The following is a 26,883-nucleotide window of genomic DNA, read 5'->3' on the forward strand; positions in this document are numbered from 1 at the left end:
ATGGCGACGATCACGACCCCTGACCTGAAGGACCCCGGCCTTTATGAGGCGGGGGTTCCCTGGGACCTGTTCGCGGCGTTGCGCCACGACGATCCGGTGCACTGGAACCCGGAGACGGATGGCGCGGGCTTCTGGTCCGTCATGCGTCATGCCGATATCGTGGAGGTGTCACGCCAGCCGCTGCTATTCTCCTCGGCGCATGAGAATGGCGGGCACCGCATCTTCAACGAGAATGAAGTCGGGCTGACCGGTGCGGGCGAGTCCGCCATCGGCATCCCCTTCATCTCGCGCGATCCGCCGATCCACACCCGCTATCGCAAGTTCATCATGCCCGCGCTGTCGCCGGGCCGGCTGGGCGATATCGAAACGCGCATCCGCGAGCGGGCGACGAAGCTGATCGACGCGATCCCGCTGAACGAAGCGGTGAACGTCGTGCCGCTATTGTCGGCTCCACTGCCACTGATGACGCTGGCCGAACTGCTTGGCGTGTCGATCGACCTCTGGCCCAAGCTCTACGACTGGACCAATGCGTTTGTCGGCGAGGACGATCCAGAGTTCCGCCAGAGTCCCGAGGCGATGGCGGCTACGCTGGGCGAGTTCTTCGCCTTCGGGCAGGAACTGTTCGAGGCGCGGCGTGCGGAGCCGACCTCCGACATTGCCTCGCTGCTCGCCAATGCGGAGATCGACGGGCAACCGGTGCCGTTCCGCGACTTCATCGGCAACCTGATCCTGGTGCTGGTCGGTGGCAACGAGACGACGCGCAACTCGCTGAGCCATAGCATCGTCGCCCTGTCGCAGAACCCGGACCAGTGGGAGGCCATCCGCGAGAACCGGGACGTGCTGAAGACCGCGACGCCGGAGATGGTGCGCTATGCCAGCCCGGTCATGCATATGCGCCGTACCGCGATGGACGATACAGTCATCGGTGGCCAGCGTATCGCCAAGGGCGACAAGGTGGTCCTCTGGTATATCTCCGCCAATCGCGACGAGGGCGTGTTTCCCGAGGCCGACCGTTTCCTCGTCACCCGCAAGGGCGCGCAGCATGTCGGTTTCGGGTCGGGACAGCATGTCTGCGTCGGCTCGCGGCTGGCGGAAATGCAGTTGCGCGTCGCGTTCGACTTGCTGGCGGATCGTGTTACATCTTTCGAGGTGCAAGCACCGCCGCGACGGTTCCGGTCGAACTTCATCAACGGCCTCAAGAACCTCGACGTCATTTTGCGGGCTGTATGAGGAGAGATGGACGTGGCAGAGCTTTCGCCCAGCAACGAGAAGATCATCGCCAACACGCTCGGCCGTGCGCCGGACCGCAGCGTCAACCTGGGCTCCTGGCAGTTCGCGCGGTGGCGGCAGTTCATCGGCAGCTATGAACTGCCCGCCCTTGTCGATCCCGTCTTCGTCGTCCATGTCGGCGGCAAGCCCGACACGCGGCTGTGGGAAGCCGACCAGTGGAGCCAGTCGCGCTCCATTCCGGGCTGTGCGACCATTGTCCCCGCCGGGTGTAGCACGGGATGGCGGATCGACGGGGAACTGGACGTCGTCACCGTCTCGATCCCGATGGACCAGTTGCAGGACCAGCGCGCGGTGGCGCGGTTTCGGGAAATGCGCTTCGCCTTTGCGGATCCGCTGGGCATCGCGCTGACGCGGCAGATCCTCAGCGAGCTCTATGCGGCGCAGACGGTCGAGCGGACCGCCTATATCGGCACACTGCTCGATGCGCTGAAGATGCACACGCTGCGCAGCTCGCCACCGAGCAGCGAGGGCGCGTTCCCCAGCGCGGACTTCTCCGCCTATCGCATCCACCAGATCATGAACGACATTCTCGGGCGCCCCGAGGAGGATCACAGCCTGGAGGCTCTGGCGGCCCAGGCGGGGCTGACGCCCTCGCATTTCTGTCGCGTGTTCAAGCGGGCGACGGGCGTGACGCCGCATCAATATGTGATGAAGGCCAGGCTGAATCGCGCCCGCGACCTGCTGGGCCAGTCCGACCTTTCCATCGCGCAGGTGGCGGAGATGACCGGCTTCACCAGCCAGAGCCACTTCACCCGCGCCTTTCGCCAATATGCCGGGGACACGCCCAGCGGTTGGCGGCACACCCTTCAGTAGATCGAGGCCATATATGCAAACCATTGCCGCCGTCGCGCGCGAACCCAAGGGCGATTTCACCCTGGAGACGGTCGAAGTCGAGGCGCCCCGTGCGGGCGAGGTACGGGTCAGGATCGCGGGGGTCGGCCTTTGTCACACCGACCTGATCTTTCGCGACCAGTTCGTACCCTATCCGCTGCCCGCCGTACTGGGCCATGAGGGCGCGGGGGTAATCGAAGCGCTGGGGCCGGACGTTGAGGGGCTGGCGGTCGGCGATGCGGTGGTGCTGGGCTTTTCAAGCTGCGGGCATTGCGCGCGGTGCGACGAGCATCTGCCCAGCTATTGCCGCGACTTTCCGCCGCTCAACTATGCGGGAATGCGGCTGGAGGACGGGTCGAAGGCCTATTCCAAGGACGGCGAGGCGATCTCCTCGCACTTTTTCGGCCAGTCGAGCTTTGCCGCCCATGCCATCGTCCGGGCGCGCAATGTGGTGAAGGTCGATGATCCAGACGCACCGCTGGCGATCCTGGGGCCGCTTGGCTGCGGGTTCCAGACCGGGGCGGGGGGCGTGATGCGCTCGATGGCGTGCCATGTGGGATCGTCGATCGTGATCGTCGGCGGCGGACCGGTCGGGCTGGCGGCTGTGATGGGGGCGAATATCCGGGGCTGCGCGACGATCATCCTGGTCGAGCCGGTCAAGAAGCGCAGCGAACTGGGACGCGAACTGGGCGCGACCCATGTGATCGACCCGATGGCGGGCGACGTGCCCGCCGCCATCCGCGAGATCGTGGCCGAGGGCGTGGATTACGCCTTCGACACCAGCGGCCGTGTCGAGATGATGGAGGCGGTGCTGGCCGCGCTGACCCCGCGCGGGATGCTGGGGCTGGTCGGCGTGCCGGGCAAGGCCGATGCAGCGCTGACCATCAATATCGCGGGCATGATCACCTATGGCCAGCGAGTCGTCGGCATCATGGAAGGCGACAGCGATCCGCAGAGCTTCATCCCCGAACTGATCGCGGCGCATCGCGACGGCCAATTCCCCTTCGACAGGCTGGTCAAGACCTTCCCGCTGACCGAGATCAACGCGGCGATCGAGGCGCAGAAGCGCGGCGATTGCGTCAAGGTGGTGCTGATCCCGTGAGCGCGACCCATTATGATGTATTGATCGTTGGCGGCGGTCACGCGGGGGCGCAGGCGGCGGTCGCGTTGCGGCAGGAGAAGTTCGAAGGCTCCATCGCAATTCTCGGGGCCGAGCCGCACCCACCCTATGAACGACCCCCGTTGTCCAAGGAATATCTCTCCGGATCAAAGCCTTTCGAGCGTATTCTCATTCGTCCCGAGACGTTCTGGGCCGAACGCGGCATCTCGCTGGTGCTGGGCGAGACGGTGGAATCGGTCGATCCCGTCGCCCGGTCGGTTCGGACCAGGAGCGGCCGGTCCATCGATTACGGCGAGCTGATCTGGGCGACCGGCGGTGAGCCGCGACGTCTGACCTGTGCCGGGCATGATCTGGCGGGGATCCACGCCGTCCGCACGCGGGCCGATGTCGACCGGATGCTGGGCGAACTGGCCGAAGCGGAGCGGATCGTCGTGATCGGCGGGGGCTATATCGGGCTGGAGGCTTCGGCCGCGCTTACGAAGTTCGGCAAGAGCGTGACGCTGATCGAGGCGCAGGACCGGGTGCTGGCGCGGGTCGCGGGCGAGCCGTTGTCCCGCTTTTACGAGGCGGAGCACCGGGCGCATGGCGTCACGCTGATGCTGGGCGTCGGCATATCCTGTATCGAGGGCGAGGACCGGGTGACCGGCGTCCGCCTAAACGACAGCGCGCTGCTGCCCGCGGACATGGTGATCGTCGGCATCGGCATCATCCCCGCCGTCGAACCGTTGGTGCTGGCGGGGGCGGAGGCGGGCAATGGCGTGGTCGTCGATGGCTATTGCCGGACGAGTTTGCCACATATTCGCGCCATTGGTGACTGTGCCGCACATGCCAACCGCTATGCCGACGGCGCGATGATCCGGTTGGAATCGGTCCAGAACGCCAATGACCAGGCCGTGACGGCAGCGCGCGATATTGTCGGGCGGCCGGTCCCCTATGACGCGGTGCCCTGGTTCTGGTCCAATCAGTATGATCTGAAGCTGCAGACCGTGGGCCTGTCGACCGGGCATGACGCGGCGGTGCTGCGGGGATATCCGGCGGCGCGCAACTTTTCGGTCGTCTATCTGCGGCAGGGAAAGGTGATCGCGATCGACGCGGTGAATGCGGTGAAGGACTATGTCCAAGGCCGAGCACTGGTACAGGCCGGGGCGACGATCGCGCCGGAAATTCTGGCCGACGCTGGAAGGCCGCTGAAAGACCTCCTCTCAGCCTGACGCAGCATAGCGGTCGCGCAGCAGCCGCTTGAACAGCTTGCCGGTCGGTTCGCGGGGCAGTTCGTCCAGGAATGCGAACCGGCGCGGCGTCTTTACCCCGCCCAGTTCGCGTCGGGCGAAGGCCTGGAGATCGTCGGCCAGCGTCTCGTCGCCGGTGATCCCGGCGGCGGGCTGGACGATGGCCATGACCAATTCGCCCATCTCTTCGCACGGCACGCCGATCACCGCCGCGTCCGCGACCTTCGGGTGGGTGACGAGCAAATTCTCGATCTCCTGCGGATATATATTTACGCCGCCCGAGATGATCATGAAGCTCTTGCGGTCCGACAGGTACAGATAGCCATCGTCATCGACCCGCCCGATATCGCCCAGCGTCGCCCAGCCTTGTGCGTTATGGGCCTCGGCGGTCTTGGCCGGGTCGTTGAGGTAGGAAAAGGTCGGGCCGTCACTGAAAAAGACATTCCCCGTCTCTCCGGCCGCCAACTCCCGGCCGTGATCGTCCAGAATGTGCAGCTTTCCCAGAACGGCCCGCCCGACCGATCCTGGCCGCTGCAGCCATTCCTGGCTGCTGAGTGCGGTGATCCCGCAGCATTCGGTGCCTGAGTAATATTCGTGCACGATCGGACCCAGCCAGTCGATCATCGCCTGCTTGACGGGCACGGGACAGGGCGCGGCGGCATGGACCACCGCGCGCAGCGAGGACAGGTCATGGCCCAGCCGTTCGGCATCGGGAAGCTTGAGCATCCGCACGAAATGCGTGGGCACGAATGTCGCATGGGTGACCCGGTAACGCTCGATCAGGACCAGCGCCGCCTGCGGCTCGAACCGCTCCATGACGACGACCGTGCCGCCCAGTTGTTGCGCCGCCATCGCCCAGCGCAGGGGCGCGGCATGGTAGAGCGGCGAGCTGGAGAGATAGATCATATCCGGGCCCATGCCGTAGAGCGTCTGCCCCATCCGCATCAGCGGCGTCGGCGCATCGATCGGCCCGGTCGGCAATGGCGGCATCACGCCCTTGGGCCGCCCGGTCGTCCCCGACGAGTAGAGCAGATCGGTCCCCGCGCTTTCGTCCGCGATTCGCGTTGCCGGATAGCCGCTGGCAGCAAGGCTCCAATCGGCGAACCGAGTATCCGATGCCGTCCAGCGATAGGTCAGCAGGGTCGGTATCTCCGCCGCAGCCTCTCGCGCCAGATCGGCATAAGCGGGTGACACGACCAGCAATTTGGCCCCGGAGTCCCGCAGGATATAAGCCATGTCACGCGCACTCAGCTTGCAAGAGATCGCGGTCTGGTAGAGCCCCGATCGCTGCGCCGCCCAGCCGAGGATGAAGGCCTCGGGCGCATTGGCGAAGACCGTGGCGACGACATCGCCGCGTTTCAGCCCCAGCGCCCTGAGCAGGTGCGCGCTCCGGTTGGAGGCGGCGTCGAGCTCGGCGAAACTGATCGATTCGCCGCTCCCTCCCATGATGATGGCAGGCTTGTCGGGATGGCGTGCGGCATGGTTCGCCGGGTGCATCGGGCCTCTCCTTATATCTTATGGTACCTTGCGAACCACGGTCGCCGCCCGCTCGGCAACGGGTGCGCAAGAAATGTGAAAAAGCGCGCCGATGCCGGGCAAAGCCTGTCGCGGCTTTGTCGGCTATCCATGGGGCAACAGGCATCCCGGCGAACGGGAGCATGGGAGAGGCCCTTTGGTTCTGACCGACGATCAGATCGCGATCCGCGACACCGTCCGTGACTTCGCGCAAGAACGTATCCGCCCCAATTCGGCGGCGTTCGAGGCGGCGGGCGGCTATCCTCCCGAGCTATTCCGCGCGTTGGGCGAGATGGGCCTCATGGGCATGACCGCACCCGCCGAACTGGGCGGGGCGGGGGCCGATTATGTTTCCTATGCGCTGGCGCTGATCGAGGTCGCGGCGGCGGACGGCGCACTCTCGACCATCGTATCGATCCAGAATTCGATCATGGTCAACGGCCTGATCGCCTTCGGTTCACCCGCACAGCGCGAACGCTGGCTGCCGGGGCTGGTCAATGGTTCGGCCATCGGCGCCTTCGCCTTGACGGAGGCCGATGCCGGGTCCGACGCGGCTGCCATCCGCACGCGGGCACAGCGGACGCAGGATGGCTGGCGTATCGACGGGGCGAAGCAGTTCATCACCTCGGGCAGGATCGCCTCGGTGGCGATGGTGATCGCGGCCACCGACCCGGCGGCGGGACGCAAGGGCATGTCCGCTTTCCTCGTGCCCACCGACGCGCCCGGCTATGGCGTGGACAAGGTCGAACACAAGCTGGGGCAGGGGGCGTCCGACACCTGCGGTCTGCGCTTCGAGGATTGCCGGGTCGGTGCCGATGCCCTGTTCGGCGAGGAGGGGCGCGGCTATGCGATAGCGCTCGCCAATCTGGAATCCGGGCGGATCGGCATCGCGGCCCAGTCGGTCGGCATGGCGAAGGGCGCGCTGGACATCGCCATTGCCTATGCCCGTGACCGCAAGAGCTTCGGTAAGCCGATCATCGAGCATCAGGCGGTCGGCTTCCGTCTGGCCGACCTCGCCACCCGGCTGGAGGCCGCGCGCCAGATGGTCCTGCATGCCGCCGCACTGAAGGACGCGGGGCTCCCCGCTTTGCAGGCCGCATCCATGGCGAAGCTCTTCGCGTCCGAGACTGCCGAGGCGGTGGTGTCGGGTGCGATCCAGACGCTGGGTGGCTATGGCTATCTGGAGGAATTCGGGCTCGCCAAGATCTACCGCGATGTCCGCGTATGCCAGATTTACGAGGGCACGTCTGACATACAGCGGATGGTGATTGCCCGTGGTCTGGGAGAGCATCATGGTTGATCCGATCGTCATCCTGGGCAGCGCCCGGACGCCGATGGGCGGGTTCCAGGGCGCCTTCGCCACGCTGACCGCGGTGGAGCTTGGTGCGGTCGCGGTGGCCGCGGCGGTGGAACGCGCGGGTGTCTCGCCGGACCGGATCGAGCGCATCACAATGGGCTGCGTCCTGCCCGCCGGATTGGGCCAGGCACCCGCGCGGCAGGCGGCGCTCAAGGCGGGCCTGCCGCCATCGGTCGAGGCGACCACGATCAACAAGATGTGCGGATCGGGGATGCAGGCCGTCATCATGGCGGCCGAGGCGCTGACCGCTGGGGCGGCGCGGATTGTCGTCGCGGGCGGCATGGAAAGCATGACCGGCGCGCCCTTCCTGCTGCCCAAGCATCGCGGTGGTGCGCGGATCGGCCATGACCGGGTGATCGACTCGATGATGATGGACGGGCTGGAGGATGCCTATGATCGCGGCAAACCGATGGGGGCTTTCGCCGAAGACTCCGCGAGGGACTATGGCCTGACCCGCGAGGCACAGGACGCCTATGCCTTGGAAAGCCTGGCACGGGCACAGACGGCGATCGAACAGGGCGCGTTCGCCGGGGAGATCGCCGCGGTTTCGGTGCCCGGCCGTGGCGGCACGGTGCTGGTCGACCGCGACGAACAGCCGGGCAAGGCGCGTCCCGACAAGATAGCTGGCCTGCGCCCCGCCTTCGCGGTCGATGGAACCATTACGGCGGCCAGTTCCGCTTCGATCTCGGACGGTGCCGCCGCGCTGGTTCTGGCGCCGCTCAGTATCGCCGAGGGTTACGGGTCGATCCCGCAGGCCCGGATCGTCGCCACCGCCGCTCACGCCCACGCGCCCGCCCTGTTCACCACCGCGCCGGTCTTCGCGATCCGCAAGGTGCTGGAGCGGGCAGGCTGGAGCGTCGCCGATGTCGATCTGTTCGAGGTCAACGAGGCTTTTGCCGCTGTCGCCATGATCGCGATGCAGGACCTGGGCATCCCCCGCGACCGGATGAACGTGAACGGCGGCGCGACCGCACTGGGCCATCCAATCGGGGCGAGCGGCGCGCGGATCATCGTCACGCTGATGGCCGCGCTGAGGGCGCGCGGGCTCAGGCGCGGCGTGGCGGCGCTGTGCATCGGCGGCGGCGAGGCGACCGCCATTGCCATCGAACTCATCTGATATCGAAAGGACAGGATCATGGATATTCGGGGCGTCGCGGCGATCGTGACGGGGGGCGCATCGGGGCTGGGCGGCGGCACGGCCGAGCGGCTGGCGCGCGCGGGGGCGAAGGTTACCATCTTCGACCTGAACGCCGATCTGGGCACGGCACTGGCCGGGCGGATCGGCGGGCACTTCATCCGGGTCGACGTGACCGACGAAGATGCCGTCGCCGCCGCCATCCAGGAGGCGGAAGGGCTGCACGGCAAGGCACGGATCCTGGTCAATTGCGCCGGGATCGGCCCGCCCGCCAAGGTCATCGACCGCGAGGGACAGCCGCTGCCTCTAGCCGCCTTCTCGAAGATCGTGACGATCAACCTGATCGGCAGTTTCAACGTCCTGTCCAAATTCGCCGCCGCGCTGCACGCCGCCGATCCGCTGGGTGAGGAACGCGGCGTTGTCATCAACACCGCCTCGGTCGCGGCCTATGACGGGCAGATCGGGCAGGCGGCCTATTCGGCGTCCAAGGGCGGCGTTGTCGGTATGACCCTGCCCATCGCGCGTGAATTGGCGCGTTACGGCATCCGGGTGATGACGATCGCGCCGGGCATCTTCATGACCCCATTGCTGGCGACGTTGCCGCAGGAGGCGCAGGACTCGCTTGGCGCGCAGGTACCGTTCCCATCGCGCCTCGGCCAACCCGACGAGTATGCCCAGCTGGTCGAGGCGATCGTCACCAACCCCATGCTGAACGGCGAGACGATCCGCATCGATGGTGCCATTCGGATGGCACCGCGATGAGCCTGACCGGACCTGCGCCCTCCGAACGCGCCGGGGCAATCGGCGCGGCGGTAGCGGCGTTCGTGCGCGAGGTGGTCGTGCCCTATGAGCGCGATCCCCGCCGCGACGCGCACGGCCCCACCGATGCGCTGGTGGATGAAATGCGGGTCAAGGCGCGCGCGGCGGGTGTGCTGACCCCACATATCCTGGAGGGGGGCGAACATCTCAACCAGCGCGAGACGGCCTATGTCCTGCGCCAGTCGGGCCTGTCGCCGCTGGGACCGCTGGCCGTCAACACTGCCGCACCCGACGAAGGCAATATGTACCTGCTCGGCAAGGTCGGCAGTGCCGAGCAAAAGCAGCGTTTCCTCGAACCGCTGATTCGCGGCGACGCGCGCTCGGCCTTCTTCATGACCGAACCGGCGGAGGAGGGCGGGGCGGGTTCCGATCCTTCGATGATGAAGACCAGCGCGGCCCTCGACGGCAATCACTGGGTCGTGAACGGGCGCAAGGCATTCATTACCGGCGCGCAAGGGGCGCAGGTCGGCATCGTCATGGCGAAGTCCGATGACGGTGCCTGCATGTTTCTGGTCGACCTGCCCGACCCGGCCATCACCGTCGAGCGTGTGCTGGACACGATCGACACCTCCATGCCCGGCGGCCATGCGGTCGTGCGCATCGAGAATTTGCGCATCCCCGCCAACCAGATGCTGGGTCAAAGTGGCGAGGGCTTCAAATACGCCCAGATCCGGCTCGCCCCCGCTCGCCTGTCGCACTGCATGCGCTGGCTGGGCGCCTGCCTGCGCGCGAACGAGATTGCGACCGACTATGCCTGCCGCCGCGAAGCCTTCGGCAAACCGATCATCGATCATGAGGGCGTCGGTTTCATGCTGGCGGAAAACCGGATCGACCTGAAACAGGCCGAACTGATGATCGACTGGTGCGCGGGCGTGCTCGACGCAGGCGAGAGCGGCGGCGTGGAAAGCTCGATGACCAAGGTCGCGGTGTCGGAGGCGCTGATGCGCGTCGCCGATCGATGCGTCCAGGTGATGGGGGGCACCGGCGTCACCGGCGACACCATCGTCGAGCAGGTGTTCCGCGAAGTGCGGGCCTTCCGAATCTATGACGGCCCGACCGAGGTCCACAAATGGAGCCTCGCCAAGACAATCAAGCGGGATTGGAGAGCCGCACAGTGACCTATCATTATATCACCGTCGCGCGGGAAGATCGGCTGACGATCGTGACGATCAACCGGGCCGAGGCGCATAACGCCTTGAATGCGGCCGCGCATGAGGAGTTGGCGGCAGCTTTCGACGTCTTCGCCGCCGATCCCGACCAGTGGGTCGCGATCATCACCGGCGCGGGCGAAAAGGCATTCTGCGCGGGTCATGACTTGAAGCAGCAGGCGTCGGGTGGCGGCATGGCCACCCCTCCCAGCGGGTTCGGCGGACTGACCGCGCGGTTCGACATGGCCAAGCCGGTGATCGCCGCCGTCAACGGCGTCGCGATGGGCGGTGGGTTCGAGATCGTCCTCGCTTGCGACATCGTCGTCGCGAGCGATCGCGCCGTCTTTGCACTGCCGGAATCGAAGGTCGGGCTGGCGGCGCTGGCGGGCGGGTTGCAACGACTGCCCCGCACGATCGGACTGAAGCCTGCGATGGGCATGATGCTGACCGGGCGGCGGGTGAGCGCCCAGGAAGGGCAACGGCTCGGCTTCGTCAACGAGGTGGCGGAGGGCAACGTGCTATCCGCCGCGCGGCGCTGGGCCGACGAGATATTGGCGTGCAGCCCGATGTCGATCCGCGCGACCAAGGAAGCGGTGCTGCGCGGGCTGGACACAGCCCCCGATCGCTTCCTGCGCGAGCAATGGGATTATCCCGCCGTCGCGACGATGATGGCCTCACAGGACGCCATCGAGGGGCCCGCCGCCTTCGCCGAGAAGCGGCCGCCACAGTGGAAGGGCTGCTGACTATGGCCAGTGCCCTCGATCACGTCGCCAATGCCGGAACCACGCCTGTCCGGGAAGTGCATCGCTTCGATGAAACGGCGCTGACGGCCTGGATGGACGAAGCCATAACCGGTTTCGATGGTCCGTTGACGGTCGAACAGTTCAAGGGCGGCCAGTCCAACCCGACCTATCGCCTGTCTACGCCAAACGCCCGCTATGTCCTGCGCCGCAAGCCGCCGGGGCCGCTGGCAAAAGGCGCGCATGACGTGCTGCGCGAAGCGCGTATCTTGACCGCGTTGGCCGATACCCCGGTACCGGTCGCGCGGGTGCACGGCATGTGCTCCGACGAAAGGGTGATCGGCACGCCCTTTTTCGTGATGGAGATGGTCGAAGGCCGGATATTCTGGGACGCAAGCTTCGCCGAGATCGAACAGGCCGGGCGCGCCGCCTATTTCGACGCGATGAACGCCACGATCGCGGCGCTGCACGGCATTGATCCGATCGCGGTCGGGCTGGGCGATTATGGGCGGCCGGGCAATTATTTCGCGCGGCAAATCGCGCGCTGGTCCGGCCAGTATCTGAACGACGCCGATGCCGGGCGAAATGTGGATATGGATGCTCTGGTTGCGTGGTTGCCCGATCACATACCGGCGGGGGAGGAGAGCAGGATCGTGCATGGCGACTTCCGCTGCGACAACCTGATCTTCCATCCCAGTGAGCCACGTATCCTGGCGGTGCTGGACTGGGAACTGTCGACCCTGGGCCATCCGCTGGCCGACTTTGCCTATCACGCCATGATGTACCGGATGCCGCCCGACATCGTCGCGGGGTTGGGCGGGGCGGATGTCGCGGCGCTGGGGCTGCCCGGCGAGGCCGATTATGTCGCCGCCTATTGCGCGCGGACCGGGCGCGACGGGATCGCCGATTACGAATTCTACATCGCGTTCAACTTCTTCCGGCTCGCCGCGATCTTCCACGGGATCAAGGGGCGGGTGATCCGGGGCAATGCCTCGTCCGCCCATGCCCGAGAGCGTGCGGAGAGCTTTCCCCGGCTGGCGCGGCTGGCACGGGAAGCCATGGAGGCGTGCCGATGAGTTCCGTTCTGGTCCGCAAGGAAGGTGGGGCCGCCTGGTTGACGCTGAGCCGGCCCGAGGCGGGCAATGCCGTCAACCCGGCCATGGCGTATGAACTGGCCGAAGCCGCACGGGACGTGGCAGCCGATCCAGCGATACGCTGCGTCGTGCTGACCGGGGCGGGACGACTATTCTGCGTCGGCGGCGATGTCCCCGCGATGGCGGCGGCGGGGCAAGAGGCGGGGCCTTTCCTCCGCGACCTGGCCGATACGCTGCACGGTGCGATCGTCACGCTGACGGACATGGTCAAGCCCCTGGTCGTGCTTGTTAACGGCCCGGCCGCGGGCGCGGGGCTGAGCCTGGGAATCATGGGCGATGTCGTGCTCGCCGTGCGCTCGGCGCATTTCACCGCCGCCTATACGGGGGTCGGCCTCAGTCCCGATGGCGGCATGAGCTGGCTGCTGCCCCGGCTCGTCGGGCTTCGCCGGGCGCAGGCGGTCATCCTCACCAATCAGCGGATCGGGGCGGAAGAAGCCGAGCGGATCGGCATGGTGACGCGCACGGTCGATGATGCCGACCTGATCCCGGAAGCCCAGGCGGTGGTCGCCCGCCTGATCGCGTCGCCGACGGCTGCGCTGGGGGCTGCCCGTCGCCTGCTGATCGATGGCGCAACCGCGACCCTTCCCGATCATCTCGACCGCGAGGCACAGACCATCGCCCGCGCCGGGGCCCATGCCGAAGCGCGCGAGGGGATCGCTGCTTTCATGGAACGCCGCAAATCCGATTTTCAAGGAACCTGACATGGCCGATGCCTATATCATAGATGCCGTTCGCACCGCCGGGGGCCGCCGTAACGGGCGCCTGTCCGGCATCCATCCGGCAGACCTGGCCGCCTATATCCTGAACGCGCTGGTCGACCGGAACGACCTGGACCCGGCGGCGATCGATGATGTCATCATGGGCTGCGTCACCCAGGCGGGTGAGCAGGCCTTTGCTTTCGCGCGCAACGCCGTCCTCGCCTCCAGGCTGCCCGATAGTGTGCCCGCCGTCACCATCGACCGCCAATGCGGGTCGTCGCAGCAGGCGGTACAGTTCGCCGCGCAGGCGGTCATGTCCGGCACGCAGGATGTGGTGATTGCGGCGGGCACCGAGAGCATGAGCCGCGTGCCGATGTTCTCCAATCTCAGCTTCCACCAGCGCGAGGGGATCGGGATCGGCCCGGTCAGCCCCAGCATCGCCGAACGGTTCGGCGTCAAGGAATTCAGCCAGTTCGCCGGCGCCGAAATGCTGGCGCGCAAACATGGCTTCGATCGCGAGACTCTCGACCGTTTCGCGCTGGAGAGCCATCGTCGCGCCGCCGCCGCCACGGAAGCTGGCGCCTTTGCCGACGAGATCGTGCCCGTGCTGGTCGATGGCGAGCCGCATGTCCGCGACGAGGGCATCCGCTATGACGCTACGCTGGAAAGTATCGGCGCGGTCAAGCTGTTGCAGGAGGGCGGCATGATCTCCGCCGCGAACGCCAGCCAGATTTGCGACGGGGCAAGCGGGGTGCTGGTGGTCAGCGAGCGGGCGCTAAAAGCGCATGGGCTGACCCCGATCGCGCGGATCGTCGACATGACGGTGACCGCGGGTGACCCGATCATCATGCTGGAGGAACCGCTGTTCGCGACGGATAAGGCACTGACGAAGAGCGGTCTGTCGATCGCCGATATTGACCTGTACGAAGTCAACGAGGCTTTCGCGCCCGTGCCGCTCGCGTGGCTCGAACATGTCGGCGGCGATCCCGCCAGGCTGAACGTCAATGGCGGCGCGATCGCGCTCGGCCATCCGCTGGGCGCAAGCGGCACCAAGCTGATGGCGACCCTGGTTCATGCCCTGCGCGCAAGGGGCAAGCGCTATGGTCTCCAAACCATGTGCGAAGGGGGCGGTATCGCGAACGTCACCATCGTCGAGGCATTGTGATGGGACTCGTCACGCGCGTTACCCGATTGCTCGGGATCGAACATCCCATCGTCCAGGGCGGCATGATGTGGGTCGGCCGCGCCGAGCTGGCTTCGGCGGTGTCCAATGCGGGTGGGCTGGGGATGCTGACCGCGCTGACCCAGCCGACGCCCGACGATCTGCGGCGTGAGATCGACCGCTGCCGGACTATGACCGACAAGCCGTTCGGGGTGAACCTGACGATCCTGCCGTCTGTCTCCCCGCCGCCCTATGCCGAATATCGCCGGGCGATCATCGACAGCGGCGTGACGATCGTCGAGACGGCAGGCCATCGTCCCCAGGAGCATGTCGACGACTTCAAGGCGCACGGCATCACCGTCATCCATAAATGTACCGCCGTACGCCATGCCGTGTCGGCCGAGCGGATGGGCGTCGACATCGTGTCGATCGACGGGTTCGAATGTGCGGGCCATCCGGGCGAGGATGATATTCCGGGGCTGGTCCTGATCCCCGCGGCGGCCGACAAGGTAAGGATTCCGATGCTGGCGAGCGGCGGTTTCGCCGATGGCCGGGGGCTGGTCGCTGCGCTGGCCTTGGGGGCGGAGGGGATCAACATGGGCACCCGCTTCTGTGCCACGGTCGAGGCCCCGATCCATGATGCGGTCAAACAGCTGATCGTCGCCAATGACGAACGCGCGACCAACCTGATCTTCCGCCGCTTCCACAACACCGGGCGGGTGGCCAAGACCAGCGTATCGGACCAAGTCGTCGAAATCTCCGCGCGGCCAGACGCCGTGTTCGAGGATATTCGGCCGCTGGTGTCCGGCGCCAAGGGACGGACGGCCCTGGAAACCGGCGATCTCGATGCGGGGCTGGTATGGGCCGGGCAGGTGCAGGGGCTGATCCATGACGTGCCGACCTGTCGCCAGCTGATCGAGCGGATCGTCGGTGACGCGCAAGATCTGATCGCCGGTCGCCTGTCCGGCTTCGTCACCCAGGGAGCGGCATAATGGCGACGATCGAGGTCATTACCCGTGACGGTGCCCGTTTCGAGGTCGAAGGCACTGACGATGTCAGCGTCATGCAAGCGATCCGGGATGCCGGTATCGACGAACTGCTGGCGATGTGCGGCGGATGCTGTTCCTGCGCGACCTGTCACGTCTATATCGAGGCGGGGGGAGGGGACTTGCCGCCGCCCGGCCCCGACGAAGACGACCTGCTCGACAGCAGCGCCTATCGCACCGACCGATCCCGCCTGGCCTGCCAACTGACCATGCGGGATATGGGCACGGGCTACCGGATACGCATCGCGCCCGAGGATTGAGGTGGGCGCGATCTCATCCGCCGCGCCCCCTGGCCCGACTGCGGGACGTCGTGGCCGTCGGCATCGGACCTCAATGAGAAAGGCTTGAGGGACGGTTCGACGTGTTCTTTAGTTAAAAGATACTTACGGCTCGCCTTTGCCCGTTTCACGTCAAATCCGCGCCACCATCCTCCGAGATCAAACACCCAGAGCGCGCATCCTGCGGATCAGAGGCGACCGCGCACCGTGATCCCGAAAGTTCGCGGTGCGCCCGGATACCCCTGTACGATCCCGGTCGACTTGGTCACCCCCAGCAGGTTCACGTAATAGGCCTTGTCGAACAGATTCTCTACCCAGAGCTGAACCTCCAGCCGCCTGTCATCCATCAACAGGCCGACCCGCGCCGAGGTCAGTGCATAGCCCGCAATCTCCGCCGCCGGATCGAGCGTGATCGTCGTGTTCTGCCGGGTCCGCCAGTTGACGTCGACCAGACCATAGACCGCGCTATGGTCCGACACCGGCCGGGTATAGTCGGCGGTGATGTCGGCGGTCCATTTCGGCGCCCAGGCCACCTGCCGCCCGGTCAGGTCGCAGGTCGGCGCGCTGATCTGCACTGGGCAGACCGAGTTGCGGAACGAGGCATAGATCGCCCGATTATAGGCCAGGAACCCCTTCAGGTGCAGCGGGCCCAGAAACGCCTCGCCTTCGCTCTCCACGCCCTCGGACACCAGCGCGCCGACATTGGCCAGGAACTTGGTGGCGGTGTTGCCGACGCCGATCGACTGGTTGGCCTGATAATTCTTCACATAGGTATGGAAGGCGGTCAGGTTGAAGACCAGCCTGCGGTCGAACCATTCGGTCTTGATCCCCGCCTCGATATTATCCGCCTGTTCGCCGTCGATGTGCTGGCCCGCGCCCAGTGCGATCGCCGTGGCGATGCCCTTGTCCGGATTGCTACTATTATAGGGCAGCAGGTTGAACCCCTTGGATTTATAGCCTCGCGCGCCGGTGACATAGACCATGACCGTATCGACCGGTTTCCAATTCACGCCGACCTCGCCCGACAGTGAATTGTCGGTGACATGGTCGGCCGCCGAGCCGAGCTGTGCATTCGCGCCGCTGGACGACAAGGCGAGGAGTTGCGCGGTGCTCAGGCCACCGCGATTGGCGATGACACCGTCATAGCGCATCCGCTTTTCCTCCCAGGTCTGACGAAGCCCCAGGTCGAAGGCGAGGCGACGGCCTTCGTCCGGATGCCATGTGGCATGGCCGAATACCGCGCTGGTCCGGGTGTTGAACACCGCATGGCTGTCGAAGCCCGCGCCGGTCAGCGCCGAGGCCCAGCCGCCCTTGCCCCACATCAGGCCATTGGCCGGATTGGTGCCGAACAGCGTCGCGTTCGGATTGCCCGCCCAGAGATGATATTGCGACCCGAAGCGGATGCGCGAGTCGACATCGAGCTGCTGCCGCGAGAAGAAGGCACCAACCAGTCCCTCCAAGGGATGGCCGGTGATCGAGGCCCAGCGCACCTCCTGCGACCATTGCTGGACCCGGTTGCACGAACCGTAATCGCGGATCGCATCCAGCTGGGTATAATCGTTGTCATTGTTCGTGAAGCAGGACCAGCGGCTCCACGCGCCGATCGAGGTGATGGTGCCGAGCGCGTGCAGATCGATATCCTGTTGCAGGCTCAGCGCATCGGTCTTGGTCTGCGCGTTCAGCGGGGAGTCTATGTTCATCTCCCGCTTTTCCTTGGAGCTGACGAGCAGCGTGTAACCGGCCGCCGCCATTCGCGCCTGCAGAGCGCTCGGGTTGTACACGCCCAGCGTGATCGGCCCCATGGAGGGGAAAGCCTGGGTCGCATGCGTGCCGATCACGCGGATCGTCCAGTCTTCCGTCGGATTGGCCAGCAATTGCGCACGCACGCCCTCGCCCTGCCGGGCATTCTGCCAGCGACCATTATAGACGTTGCGGTAATAGCCGTCGGTGCTGCTGGAAAAGGCCGAGAGCCGCAGCGCCAGCTTGCCGTCGATCAGCGGGCCGGTGACGGTCCCCTTGATCTGGCGGAACCCCTGATTGCCGATGGTGAACTCAGTCGCGGCGCCCAAGGTATAGCTGGGCTTCAGCGTGTTGATCAGGACCGCGCCCGCCGTCGTGTTCTTGCCGAACAATGTGCCCTGCGGCCCGCGCAACAGCTCGACGTCGGCGATGTCGTTGAAGTCGTTAGACACCATGCCGAGCCGCGCATTATACACCCCGTCGACGAACACACCGACCGAGGCGTCGATGCCGTCGGTGTTGAAGCCGTTATTGCCGATGCCTCGAATGCCCAGGTTCAATTGCTTGGGGTTCGTCAGATAGACCGAGAAGGACGGAAATTTGGTCTGGAAATTGGTGAAGTTGACCAGGTTCTGTCGCGCCAGTTCCTGCGAGGTGATGACGGTAACGGGGATCGGCACCGACTGGATATGCTCGTCCCGCCGACGTGCGACGACGACCAGGTCGCCCTGATCGGGGGCGGCGGCGTCCGAACCGGTATTGGCGGCGGCGGCGGGCGAAGCCGGGGCTTGCGCCGTCTGCGCCTGAAGCGGCATGGCCCAGAGCGCCGCACCTGCCAGCGATAGGGACGCGACACTATAGCCCGTGCGGCCCCCGCCGCGCGAAGTCTTGACCACCATCTTCATTGCTCCCCCAAGGACTCATGTCCGCATTTCGGGGGCGGATAGGCACGGTCAGGGTCAGTTTCATGACAGATTTGCGGACACTATGATGACAATGTTGTCGTAATGGCAACATTTTCTTCATCTCCCTATCGCTGTTGGCCGGATACTCTGGCGAGCGGAAGAAATGGGGCGTAAGGCGCAGCCATATCTTCCTTCAGGAACCGTGATCCCATGACCTTTCGTCCCTCGCGTCGGCAGATCATCGGCGCCCCCATGGCGATGGCTCCGTTCGTCATCGCATCGGGGGGCATGGCGCTGGTGCGCGGCCCTGCTGCTCCCCTTTTCTCACTCGGCGTCGCATCGGGCGAGCCAAGCGCCGATGGCGTCGTGCTTTGGACACGGCTCGCCCCCGAACCGCTGGCGCCCGGCGGCGGCCTGGGCGACGCCCGCGTGCCCGTCCGTTGGGAAGTCGCGGAGGACGAACAGTTCCGCCGCATCGTCCGTCGCGGTGAGGTACGCGCGACGCCCGAGGACGGGCACAGCCTGCATGTAGAGGTCGGCGGCCTGCGCCCCGCCCATGTCTATCATTACCGTTTTCTCAGCCTGGGGCAGGTCAGTCCGGTCGGCCGCACCCGGACCGCGCCCGCCGCCGACGCGACGGTCGATCGGCTGCGCATCTGCTATGGTTCGTGCCAGAAATATGAGGTCGGCCATTATGCCGCCTGGACCCATGCGATCGCGGAAGACCCCGACCTGATCCTGTTCCTGGGCGACTATATCTACGAAGGCGCACCCAATCCCAAGGCGCTGCGCCCCCATCTGAACCCCGAGCCGTTCGACTTGCCCGGCTATCGGCTGCGTTATGCCAGCTACAAGCTCGATCCGCTGCTTCAGGCCGCCCATGCGGCGGCACCCTGGATGACGATCTGGGACGATCACGAGGTCGCCAACGACTATGCCGGACAGTGGGATCAGCATTATGGCGATCCTGCCCGCTTCCTCGCGCGAAGGGCGGCTGCCTATCAGGCCTATTGGGAGCATATGCCGCTGCGCCGGGCGTCGCATCCCGCCGGGCCGTGGGCGCGCCTCTATCGTCGGCTGGACTGGGGGCGGCTGGCGCGGATCGTCATGCTCGACGACCGGCAATATCGCGACGATCGCCCGTGCCAGCCCGCCCCCGATGCGAACGGCCAGCGCCGTTACGATTATCTGGTGGCCGATTGTGGGGCCCGGCACGCCCCCAATCTCTCCATGCTCGGCGCGCGGCAGGAAGGCTGGCTGAACGAGGAACTGGGCGGGCGACAGGCGCGCTGGAACCTGCTCGCACAGCAGACCCTGATGACGCCCTTTCCGACCATCGATCCCAAACAGCCGGACAAGGGCGCAATGTTCCACTCGGTCGACCGCTGGGAAGGCTTCCCGGCAGCGCGGGACCGCATCTTCCGACGTTGGGTCGCGGCGGGGACGGCCAATCCCATCGTGTTGAGCGGCGACATCCATGCCTTTGCCGCGACCGATCTGCGCGATCCCGACCGGCCGGACGGCGCGCCCATCGCGTCGGAATTCGTCGGCGGGTCGATCACCTCGCTCAACCCCGATCCGCTGTTCAAATCGACGGCCGCGGCGACGACCGGCTTCCACTATGCCGAAAATCTGGTGCGCGGCTATGGCCGAATAGACTTATCGGGCGGCCATTGCGACGTGACCTTTCGTGGCCTGGCCGACGCACGTGATCCGCGATCACCCATCGCCGACCTGGCGCGGTTCACCGTAGAGGCTGGGAGGCCGGGGCTTCAGATGGCCTGACGCCATGATTGGAGCAGCCGGCATCGGACAGCGGCATGGCTACTCCGCCCAGAGGTTCCCCGCAACAATCGCCGCCCGTGCGGTGCGCCGCGGGGCCGCTACAATGCTAAAACAGTACGACCGAGCGGATGCTTTCGCCCTTGTGCATCAGGTCGAAGCCCTTGTTGATCTCTTCCAGCGTCAGCCGGTGGGTGATCATCGGATCGATCTCGATCTTGCCGTTCATATACCAGTCGACGATCTTGGGCGTATCGGTCCGCCCGCGGGCGCCACCGAACGCGGTGCCGCGCCAGTTGCGGCCCGTCACCAGCTGGAACGGCCGGGTGCTGATCTCCTTGCCCGCCTCGGCCACGCCGATGATGATCGAGGTGCCCCAGCCGCGATGGCACGCCTCCAGCGCGGTGCGCATCACCTCGGTATTGCCGGTCGCGTCGAAGCTGTAATCCGCGCCGCCATCGGTCAGCTCCAGGATCTTCGCGATCGTCTCCTCGCGCGACAGGCCCTTGGAATTGAGGAAGTGGGTCATGCCGAAGCGACGGCCCCATTCCTCACGGTCGGGATTGAGGTCGACGCCGATGATCCGGCCCGCGCCCGCCAGCTTGGCCCCCTGAATGACGTTCAGGCCGATGCCGCCCAGACCGAAGACGACGATATTCTCGCCCGGCTGGACCTTGGCGGTGTTGACCACCGCGCCCACGCCCGTCGTCACGCCGCACCCGATATAGCAGCTGGTGTCGAACGGCGCGTCCTCGCGGATCTTGGCGACCGCGATTTCGGGCAGGACGGTGAAGTTCGAGAAGGTCGAGCAGCCCATATAATGGAAGATCGGCTGGCCCTTATAGCTGAACCGGGTCGTGCCGTCGGGCATCAGCCCCTTGCCTTGCGTCGCGCGGATCGCGGTGCACAGGTTGGTCTTGCCCGACAGGCACGACTTACACTGGCGGCATTCGGGGGTGTAGAGCGGGATGACATGGTCGCCCGGCACGACGCTGGTCACGCCCGCGCCGATCTCGCGCACGATGCCGCAGCCCTCATGGCCCAGCACGCTGGGGAAGATGCCCTCGCTGTCCAGGCCGTCCAGCGTATAGGCGTCGGTGTGGCAGATGCCGGTCGCCATGATCTCGACCAGGACCTCTCCGGCCTTGGGGCCTTCCAGATCGAGTTCGACGATTTCGAGCGGCTTCTTCGCTTCGAAGGCGACGGCGGCGCGGGTCTTCACGACAAGAATACTCCAGTGACAGAATAGGAAGGTCGTTGGGGAAGGGGGGATCGCGGTGCGATCCCCCCTGTCGTCAGAAGCGAACAGTGGCTTCCACGCCGAAGGTCCTGGGCAGGGCCCGAACCAGATAGCCCGCCCCGGTGATGCCCTCATTGGGATAGCCGCCCGGAAAATAGAGCCTGTTCGACAGGTTCTTGCCCCACACCGAAAGGGTGTAGCGATCCGTCACATAGCTGATACGGCTGTTGAACACCCAGTAATCGCCCTCGCCATTTGTATAGAGGCCCGTCGCAAGGTTCTTCAGGACGCCGCGACTATAGTCCTTGAACGAGTCGTAATAGAAGCGGCCCGAATAGGCGGTGTCGCCATGTACCTTGATCGTGCCAGCCCCGACATCCGCCGCATCCCAGTCGAAGCCCAGGTTGATCGACGACTTCGGTGCATAGGGGAAGGGGTTGCCGCCGACGCTGACACTACCCGCGCCCGATTGTACGCAAGACCCTTTCTGTGCCGGATACAGGCCGCTGAGGTTCAGGGCCGCGCAGCTTGCCTGATCGAAATCCTTATACTTGCTGTCGAGCAGGCCGAGCGATGCGCTGAGCGTCAGGCGATTGGTGGCGGCGAATTCGACATCCAGTTCCAGCCCCTTCATCGTACCGTCGAGCGTGATGACGTTCGCCGTCACGCTCTGGTCGACGACCTGGCTCTGCTGGTTCTTGTAGTCATAATAGAAGAAGCTGCCGTTGACCTGAAGCCGGTTGTCAAGGAACCGGGTCTTGAACCCCACCTCATAGGCGTTCACTTCTTCCGGTTTGACGAAATAGACCTGCGGCGAGCTGATATAGGCCAGGCCGTTGAAGGTTCCGGCGCGATAGCCGCGGCTGTAGCTGGCATACAGCATGACGCCGTCCACCGGCTTCCAGTCCAGTATGGCGCGGCCCGAGATGCGGCTGGTCTTGCCGTCCTTGTTGATGCCGCCGGGCACGCTTCCCCCGGTTGCCGGGATCACCACGGCCCCGGCCTCGTTATAGACCGGCGACAGGAAATAGGGCGCGCCATAGGCGGAAACGGCGAGCATTCGCGCATTGCCCGCGTCGTCGTAATAGGTGGTGATGCCATCGCGATATCGGGTGATGTCGGTCGTGTAGCGCAGACCCGCCGTGAACTTCACCGTCGGGGTGATTTCATAGCTGCCTTCGCCATAGACGGCCCAGCTTTCGCGCTCCTGCCGGAAATGCTGCTTGCCCAGAATGCCGGTCGGCACCGAACCGGCGGACAGCACCTTTCCGTTGAAGCCGCCCGCCGGGTTGAACCATGTCGCGGGCAGGCCGACCGCCGCACGCACGTCGCTCAGCAGGTTGAAGATGTCGATGGCGTTGTTCGACGTGACTGAATCCCAGCCATAATAGGCGCCTGCGATCATCTTGAACGGGCCGCTGCTGTAATCGAGCCGCATATCCTGATTGAAGGCCTTGAAATCGGACCGATAGCCGTTCGAACAGAGGCGCAGCGGGCCGCTGTCGCAATCCGTCTGTGTCTGGAGATAGAGACCAGAATCATAGCCGGTGATCGAGGTGAGGCTGAGCCGGTCGGCAAGGTCGGCCTTCACCGTCAACACCGCCCCCTCGGTGCGGGTAACGGCGCGGCCGACGGTATCCTGTTCGATCTCGGTATCCGACAGCCCCGCCCGGCTGTAGCTGCTCGGCAGAAGACCGGCGCCCTTGGAGCCAAGCGCGCGGAACAGCGGCGAAAGGATGAAATTGGGGTTTTCATAGTCGAACAGGCCCGGATTGGACTTGTACGGGCCAGCACCGAGAGAGGCCGCCGCGCCTCCGGTCGATTTGGACGCATAACCCTTCAGCGTGATGTCGAGCGCGTCGGCCGGCTTGAACCGCATCGTGCCGCGAAACGCATAGCTCTCATCGCCACCCGGATCGCGACCCGTCGCGAAATTCCGCCCGGATGCGCCGCCTGCCGCCGTCTTGTTCAGACCGGCGGGCATCAGATTATGGATATAGGGATCCATTTTGACATAGGTGCCCGCGATGCGGATGCCGAACCGGTCTTCGACAGGGGTCAGTTCGACCGCGCCTTCGAAATTCCAGCGGTCGTAATTGGCATAGCCCACCGTCAGATACCCATTGTCGCCCTTCAGCGCGGGCTTGCGGGTGATGAAGTTGATCGCGCCGCCGGTGGTATTGCGGCCATAGAGCGTCCCCTGGGGCCCGCGGACCACTTCGACCTGGTTCAGATCATAGAGTTGCTGGCCCTGGCTCGCGCGGAAGGTCTGATAGACCTCGTCGACATAGACGCCGACTGGCGATGCCGCGCTTGCGCTGAGTTCGGTGCCGACACCGATACCGCGCAGGGTGAAGTTGGGCTGCTGCGAACCATAAGCCGACGACACCTGCAGATTGGGCATCGAACCGTTCAGGTCCGACGTGTCGAACACGCCCTGGGCGGCGAGTTCCGACGACGAAATGGCCGACACGGCAACCGGAACGTCCTGGAGGTTCTCCGACCGCTTGGTGGCGGTTACGACGATCTCCTCCAGTCCTCCGGCCTGCGTCTGCGCCTTGCTCGCATCCTGCGCGGATGCCGGCATCGCCGTGCATGTCGCGATGGCGAGAATGCTGATGCCCCCGACCCTTTTCATGTGAAGCTCCCTGATAAGGTCACTGCATCTGAGTGCATTGGTGACCCGTTGCGCCTGGGCATCAGCAGTCAGGGATAAAGGGGTGCGTGGATCCTGTCGCACAGCCCCGAACGCTGGTGCCAGGGCTCAAGGTGCCGGATATCTGCCCCTCTTCTTAGGACCTGTTCGCCGCTTTTTGATGGGGCCAGTTCAGCTTTGGTCCTGTTCCATGGCGCGCAGCATGAAGCGTTGTATCTTGCCGCTGGGGGTTTTCGGCAGTTCCGACAGGAACGCAATCAGCCGGGGATAGGCATGCGCGGACAGTCGGGTTTTGACATGCGCTTTCAGGGCATCGGCCAGCGCTGGCGTCGGCGCAAATCCCGCGTTCAGGACGATGAAGGCCTTGACCAGCTCGGTGCGGTCCGGGTCCGGCACGCCGATGACCGCGGCCTCCATCACGGCGGGATGTTCGATCAATGCGCTTTCGACATCGAAGGGGCCGATCCGATAGCCCGATGAGGTGATGACGTCGTCGGCACGCGCGATGAAGCTGACGCTGCCGTCGGGGCCCAGCTCCACCGTATCCCCCGTCCGGTAATAGCCGCCACGGATGGCGGGCGTGGGTTGTCGCCAATAGCCGTCAAACCAGAAGAGGGGAGACCGGGCGATGTCGATCGCCAGTTCGCCCGGTTCGCCCAGGCCCCGTTCGCGGCCGTCCTCACCCAGCACCGCGACCCGGTAGCCGGGCATCGCAACCCCGGCCGAGCCGATGCGGACGGCGTGCGACAGGCCGTGATGGTTGTTCACGAGCATGCCCGTTTCCGTCTGGCCGTAATGATCGTGCACTGGCACGCCGAGCTGGGCATCGAACCACCGGATGACTTCGGGATTCAGCGGCTCGCCCGCACTGCTGACGACGCGCAGCATGCCCTTTACCCTGGCAGCGGCCGCGCCGCCCCCCGCCATCAGCAGGCGATACGCGGTGGGCGAACCGGCGAGATTGGTGACGCCGAGCCGGGCGATAAGATCGATGGCGGCCTCGGCGGAGAAGACGCCATCATGCAGGATCGTCGCCCGGCCGAGCAGCAACGGCCCGGTGATCCCGTAATAGAGACCATAGGCCCAGCCGGGATCCGCGATATTCCAGAAAAGGTCCTCCGCTCGCAGGTCTATCGCCCATCGCATATAGGCGCCGATCGCGATCAGCGCCTTCAGGGGCACACCCACGCCTTTGGGAAGGCCCGTGGACCCCGATGTCGACATCATGAGGAAAAGATCGTTGCCTGTGCGCAGGAAGGGCTCGAAAGCGGTCGACATCCCAGCCACCTCGGCCCGGAAGTCGATGTCGCCCGCCACGAGCGGCTCTTCCGGGGTGCGGACGACCGCGATCGGTGGACATTGCGCAATGTCCGTCAGCTTCGGGCGATTGGCGCTGTCCGTCACGACCAGCACGGCGTTACCGATGCCCAGCCGGTGCGCGATCGCCTTGGGGCCGAAGGCGGTGAACAGCGGTTGATAGGTCGCCCCAATCCGCCAGACGCCCAAGATCGTCGCGACCAGTTCCAGCCTTCGCGGCAACAGGCCCGCTACGACGTCGCCGGGCCGGACGCCGTGCGCCACCAGCATATGCGCCACCTGGGCCGACAGGTCGCGCAACGCGGCGAAGCCATGATCACGGCGCGTGCCATCCGCCGCGATCGTGATGAGCGCCACATCGTCGCTATCGGCATAGCGGTCGCAGCATTCGACACAGGCGTTGATACCGGCCGACGGACGTCCCGAAAGCCGCGCTCGCTCCCGCTCAATGCAAAATTCCTCGACCGCCTTCCTGTAATCAGGGACGGCGACCGATGCCGATAGGCCGGTCATGCGTTCGATCCTCTCCACGATCACGCCGCATCGATGCGGTCTCTCGGGCTTCCCACCTTGATTATTGAATTGCCGCTGCGCCTGGCGGGAGGAGGCGTCGGCCTGGATCCATGATGATGCGTTCGCCCCTGCGGACGGCGTCTGCCGGACCGGAGTGGCGGCCCCCAGAGGTCCCGCCACCCGTGACCGCGATCCCGGCGCTATTCAGGCAGTACGTCCCGCGTGATGACCCACAGCTTCTTCGAGAAGGGGCCCTTCGACGTCCATGTGATGTGCATGCCGGAAGACAGGCCGATCGTATCGCCCGCCTTGAAATTACGGACCTTGCCGGTGTCGGTTTCCACCACCTCGACCTCGCCTTCGAGCAGCAGGATCGTCTCGTCGCCCAGCACGCCGGTATAGGGGGTCTTGAGTGCGCCCTTTTCATCGACATCGCTGCCCGCAATGCCCTTGCCCGACCGCCAGACGCCGCTCATCATCGTGCCCGTCGAACCGCCGGAGCGCAGGAAATAGAGTTCGCCCGCGACCAGGGGGCCTTCGGCGGGTTCGTCGAAATGATATTCCAGCCAATCGGCGGGATTGTCGCTGGTGTGCGAGATCAGCAGATCCTGCGGCGCATTGCTCGTCGGTTCGCTGCCGTTCCAGATGCACCACCATTTCTTGAACGATGGCCCCTCGATCTCCCACTGCACTTCCAGCCCCTTGGGCGAGTTGATGATGGAACCGGGGCCGACCTTGTAGCGCTTGCCGGTGGAAAGGACGGTGAGCACGGCGGTGCCGTCGATCACGCAAGCCACCTCGTCGCCCAGGGGCGAGGAATAGACGATGGTATGCGACCCGTCCGCCGTCGCGCCCGGCGCGGTGGGGCCAGTGCGCCAGAAACCGGCCGACAGCGATCCCGACGTGCCTTCGGTCCGGGCCACCACATATTCGCCGTGCACCTGCATGCCGAAACGGGGCTCGACCCATTCGAACGGCAGCCATTTCTCATTGGGTTCGTTCTGCACGCCGCCATGAACCGCGAAACGCGGCAATTCCTGCACTTGCGCCGCCAACTGCGTTGCCATGCCAAATCTCCCTTGAACGAGATTGAACCGTAACCGGCCGATCGGGAAAACCATTCGGTTCCCCCCGAACGTCGACCAGGCTTGACTATCAGAGCATCACGACCGACAGCCTAGCGCCATCCCTGGCCTTTTTGATGGGGC

The 26,883-nt window shown here is 65.4% G+C and carries 21 protein-coding genes; 15 read left to right on the forward strand and 6 right to left on the reverse strand.

The window, feature by feature from the left end:
- The 4 genes from QE363_RS11530 to QE363_RS11545 are packed head-to-tail and all read left to right on the forward strand — an operon-like array spanning position 1 to position 4,452.
- The gene (locus tag QE363_RS11530; RefSeq protein WP_309695343.1) at positions 1-1,230 is read left to right on the forward strand and encodes a cytochrome P450; all 1,230 of its coding nucleotides are present in this window, start codon (positions 1-3) and stop codon (positions 1,228-1,230) included.
- A gap of 12 nt (positions 1,231-1,242) precedes the next feature.
- Complete coding sequence (locus QE363_RS11535) at positions 1,243-2,103, forward strand: AraC family transcriptional regulator (protein ID WP_309695345.1); 861 nt, start codon at positions 1,243-1,245, stop codon at positions 2,101-2,103.
- Positions 2,104-2,116: 13 nt separating this feature from the next.
- Positions 2,117-3,223, forward strand: a complete 1,107-nt coding sequence (locus tag QE363_RS11540) for an NAD(P)-dependent alcohol dehydrogenase (protein ID WP_309695347.1) — start codon at positions 2,117-2,119, stop codon at positions 3,221-3,223.
- Positions 3,220-4,452 carry an FAD-dependent oxidoreductase gene (locus QE363_RS11545; RefSeq protein WP_309695348.1) on the forward strand — a complete coding sequence of 411 codons (1,233 nt, stop codon included), beginning with the start codon at positions 3,220-3,222 and terminating at the stop codon, positions 4,450-4,452. Before QE363_RS11540 ends, QE363_RS11545 begins: the two co-directional genes overlap by 4 nt.
- Here the strand turns inward: QE363_RS11545 and QE363_RS11550 are convergent.
- Positions 4,444-5,967, reverse strand: coding sequence for an acyl-CoA synthetase (locus tag QE363_RS11550; RefSeq protein ID WP_309695350.1), 1,524 nt, complete (start codon positions 5,965-5,967; stop codon positions 4,444-4,446). The two genes, QE363_RS11545 and QE363_RS11550, sit on opposite strands and share 9 nt — an antisense overlap.
- 175 nt (positions 5,968-6,142) lie before the next feature.
- On the opposite strand from QE363_RS11550, the gene QE363_RS11555 reads away from it, so the two are divergent.
- From QE363_RS11555 to QE363_RS11600, 10 genes are read left to right on the forward strand one after another with little or no spacing between them, the layout of a single operon-like run.
- Positions 6,143-7,285 (forward strand): acyl-CoA dehydrogenase family protein, encoded by a 1,143-nt coding sequence (locus QE363_RS11555; protein ID WP_309695352.1) that lies wholly within the window; start codon positions 6,143-6,145, stop codon positions 7,283-7,285.
- Positions 7,275-8,459, forward strand: a complete 1,185-nt coding sequence (locus QE363_RS11560; RefSeq protein ID WP_309698189.1) for an acetyl-CoA C-acyltransferase — start codon at positions 7,275-7,277, stop codon at positions 8,457-8,459. Before QE363_RS11555 ends, QE363_RS11560 begins: the two co-directional genes overlap by 11 nt.
- Before the next feature lie 18 nt (positions 8,460-8,477).
- Positions 8,478-9,239: an SDR family NAD(P)-dependent oxidoreductase gene (locus tag QE363_RS11565; RefSeq protein ID WP_309695354.1), complete on the forward strand. Its 762-nt coding sequence runs from the start codon at positions 8,478-8,480 to the stop codon at positions 9,237-9,239.
- The gene (locus QE363_RS11570) at positions 9,236-10,414 is read left to right on the forward strand and encodes an acyl-CoA dehydrogenase family protein (protein ID WP_309695356.1); all 1,179 of its coding nucleotides are present in this window, start codon (positions 9,236-9,238) and stop codon (positions 10,412-10,414) included. The genes QE363_RS11565 and QE363_RS11570 overlap by 4 nt, the downstream gene beginning before the upstream one ends.
- The gene (locus QE363_RS11575; protein WP_309695358.1) at positions 10,411-11,187 is read left to right on the forward strand and encodes an enoyl-CoA hydratase-related protein; all 777 of its coding nucleotides are present in this window, start codon (positions 10,411-10,413) and stop codon (positions 11,185-11,187) included. Before QE363_RS11570 ends, QE363_RS11575 begins: the two co-directional genes overlap by 4 nt.
- Positions 11,188-11,189: 2 nt before the next feature.
- The gene (locus QE363_RS11580; protein WP_309695360.1) at positions 11,190-12,260 is read left to right on the forward strand and encodes a phosphotransferase family protein; all 1,071 of its coding nucleotides are present in this window, start codon (positions 11,190-11,192) and stop codon (positions 12,258-12,260) included.
- Entirely contained in the window at positions 12,257-13,039 is a 783-nt protein-coding gene (locus QE363_RS11585) for an enoyl-CoA hydratase-related protein (RefSeq protein WP_309695362.1), read from the forward strand. The genes QE363_RS11580 and QE363_RS11585 overlap by 4 nt, the downstream gene beginning before the upstream one ends.
- 1 nt (position 13,040) lies before the next feature.
- Positions 13,041-14,201: an acetyl-CoA C-acetyltransferase gene (locus QE363_RS11590; protein ID WP_309695365.1), complete on the forward strand. Its 1,161-nt coding sequence runs from the start codon at positions 13,041-13,043 to the stop codon at positions 14,199-14,201.
- Positions 14,201-15,190, forward strand: a complete 990-nt coding sequence (locus tag QE363_RS11595; protein WP_309695367.1) for a nitronate monooxygenase family protein — start codon at positions 14,201-14,203, stop codon at positions 15,188-15,190. The genes QE363_RS11590 and QE363_RS11595 overlap by 1 nt, the downstream gene beginning before the upstream one ends.
- Positions 15,190-15,504 (forward strand): 2Fe-2S iron-sulfur cluster-binding protein, encoded by a 315-nt coding sequence (locus QE363_RS11600; RefSeq protein WP_309695369.1) that lies wholly within the window; start codon positions 15,190-15,192, stop codon positions 15,502-15,504. Before QE363_RS11595 ends, QE363_RS11600 begins: the two co-directional genes overlap by 1 nt.
- Positions 15,505-15,710: 206 nt before the next feature.
- Here QE363_RS11600 and QE363_RS11605 read toward each other — a convergent pair whose 3' ends face one another.
- Positions 15,711-18,167: a TonB-dependent receptor gene (locus tag QE363_RS11605; protein WP_309695370.1), complete on the reverse strand. Its 2,457-nt coding sequence runs from the start codon at positions 18,165-18,167 to the stop codon at positions 15,711-15,713.
- Between the two features lie 210 nt (positions 18,168-18,377).
- Here QE363_RS11605 and QE363_RS11610 point away from each other — a divergent pair, with 210 nt between their 5' ends.
- Positions 18,378-19,952, forward strand: a complete 1,575-nt coding sequence (locus QE363_RS11610) for an alkaline phosphatase D family protein (protein ID WP_309695371.1) — start codon at positions 18,378-18,380, stop codon at positions 19,950-19,952.
- A gap of 106 nt (positions 19,953-20,058) precedes the next feature.
- Here QE363_RS11610 and QE363_RS11615 read toward each other — a convergent pair whose 3' ends face one another.
- From QE363_RS11615 to QE363_RS11630, 4 genes are all read right to left on the reverse strand, one after another.
- The gene (locus tag QE363_RS11615) at positions 20,059-21,171 is read right to left on the reverse strand and encodes an S-(hydroxymethyl)glutathione dehydrogenase/class III alcohol dehydrogenase (protein ID WP_309695373.1); all 1,113 of its coding nucleotides are present in this window, start codon (positions 21,169-21,171) and stop codon (positions 20,059-20,061) included.
- 73 nt (positions 21,172-21,244) lie between these two features.
- Complete coding sequence (locus tag QE363_RS11620) at positions 21,245-23,827, reverse strand: TonB-dependent receptor domain-containing protein (RefSeq protein ID WP_309695376.1); 2,583 nt, start codon at positions 23,825-23,827, stop codon at positions 21,245-21,247.
- 189 nt (positions 23,828-24,016) lie between these two features.
- Positions 24,017-25,675 carry an AMP-binding protein gene (locus QE363_RS11625; protein WP_309695378.1) on the reverse strand — a complete coding sequence of 553 codons (1,659 nt, stop codon included), beginning with the start codon at positions 25,673-25,675 and terminating at the stop codon, positions 24,017-24,019.
- Between the two features lie 200 nt (positions 25,676-25,875).
- Positions 25,876-26,742 (reverse strand): cupin domain-containing protein, encoded by an 867-nt coding sequence (locus QE363_RS11630; RefSeq protein ID WP_309695381.1) that lies wholly within the window; start codon positions 26,740-26,742, stop codon positions 25,876-25,878.
- Positions 26,743-26,883 lie beyond the last annotated feature (141 nt).

The organism is Sphingomonas sp. SORGH_AS_0870, assembly GCF_031453175.1.
Classification (GTDB): domain Bacteria; phylum Pseudomonadota; class Alphaproteobacteria; order Sphingomonadales; family Sphingomonadaceae; genus Sphingomonas.

Coding starts and splice junctions, on each gene's coding strand:
- QE363_RS11530 (WP_309695343.1), top strand. CDS start 1: ATGGCGACGATCACGACCCCTGACCTGAAGGACCCCGGCCTTTATGAG.
- QE363_RS11540 (WP_309695347.1), top strand. CDS start 2,117: ATGCAAACCATTGCCGCCGTCGCGCGCGAACCCAAGGGCGATTTCACC.
- QE363_RS11550 (WP_309695350.1), bottom strand. CDS start 5,967: ATGCACCCGGCGAACCATGCCGCACGCCATCCCGACAAGCCTGCCATC.
- QE363_RS11565 (WP_309695354.1), top strand. CDS start 8,478: ATGGATATTCGGGGCGTCGCGGCGATCGTGACGGGGGGCGCATCGGGG.
- QE363_RS11570 (WP_309695356.1), top strand. CDS start 9,236: ATGAGCCTGACCGGACCTGCGCCCTCCGAACGCGCCGGGGCAATCGGC.
- QE363_RS11580 (WP_309695360.1), top strand. CDS start 11,190: ATGGCCAGTGCCCTCGATCACGTCGCCAATGCCGGAACCACGCCTGTC.
- QE363_RS11585 (WP_309695362.1), top strand. CDS start 12,257: ATGAGTTCCGTTCTGGTCCGCAAGGAAGGTGGGGCCGCCTGGTTGACG.
- QE363_RS11590 (WP_309695365.1), top strand. CDS start 13,041: ATGGCCGATGCCTATATCATAGATGCCGTTCGCACCGCCGGGGGCCGC.
- QE363_RS11595 (WP_309695367.1), top strand. CDS start 14,201: ATGGGACTCGTCACGCGCGTTACCCGATTGCTCGGGATCGAACATCCC.
- QE363_RS11600 (WP_309695369.1), top strand. CDS start 15,190: ATGGCGACGATCGAGGTCATTACCCGTGACGGTGCCCGTTTCGAGGTC.
- QE363_RS11605 (WP_309695370.1), bottom strand. CDS start 18,167: ATGAAGATGGTGGTCAAGACTTCGCGCGGCGGGGGCCGCACGGGCTAT.
- QE363_RS11610 (WP_309695371.1), top strand. CDS start 18,378: ATGACCTTTCGTCCCTCGCGTCGGCAGATCATCGGCGCCCCCATGGCG.
- QE363_RS11620 (WP_309695376.1), bottom strand. CDS start 23,827: ATGAAAAGGGTCGGGGGCATCAGCATTCTCGCCATCGCGACATGCACG.
- QE363_RS11625 (WP_309695378.1), bottom strand. CDS start 25,675: ATGACCGGCCTATCGGCATCGGTCGCCGTCCCTGATTACAGGAAGGCG.
- QE363_RS11630 (WP_309695381.1), bottom strand. CDS start 26,742: ATGGCAACGCAGTTGGCGGCGCAAGTGCAGGAATTGCCGCGTTTCGCG.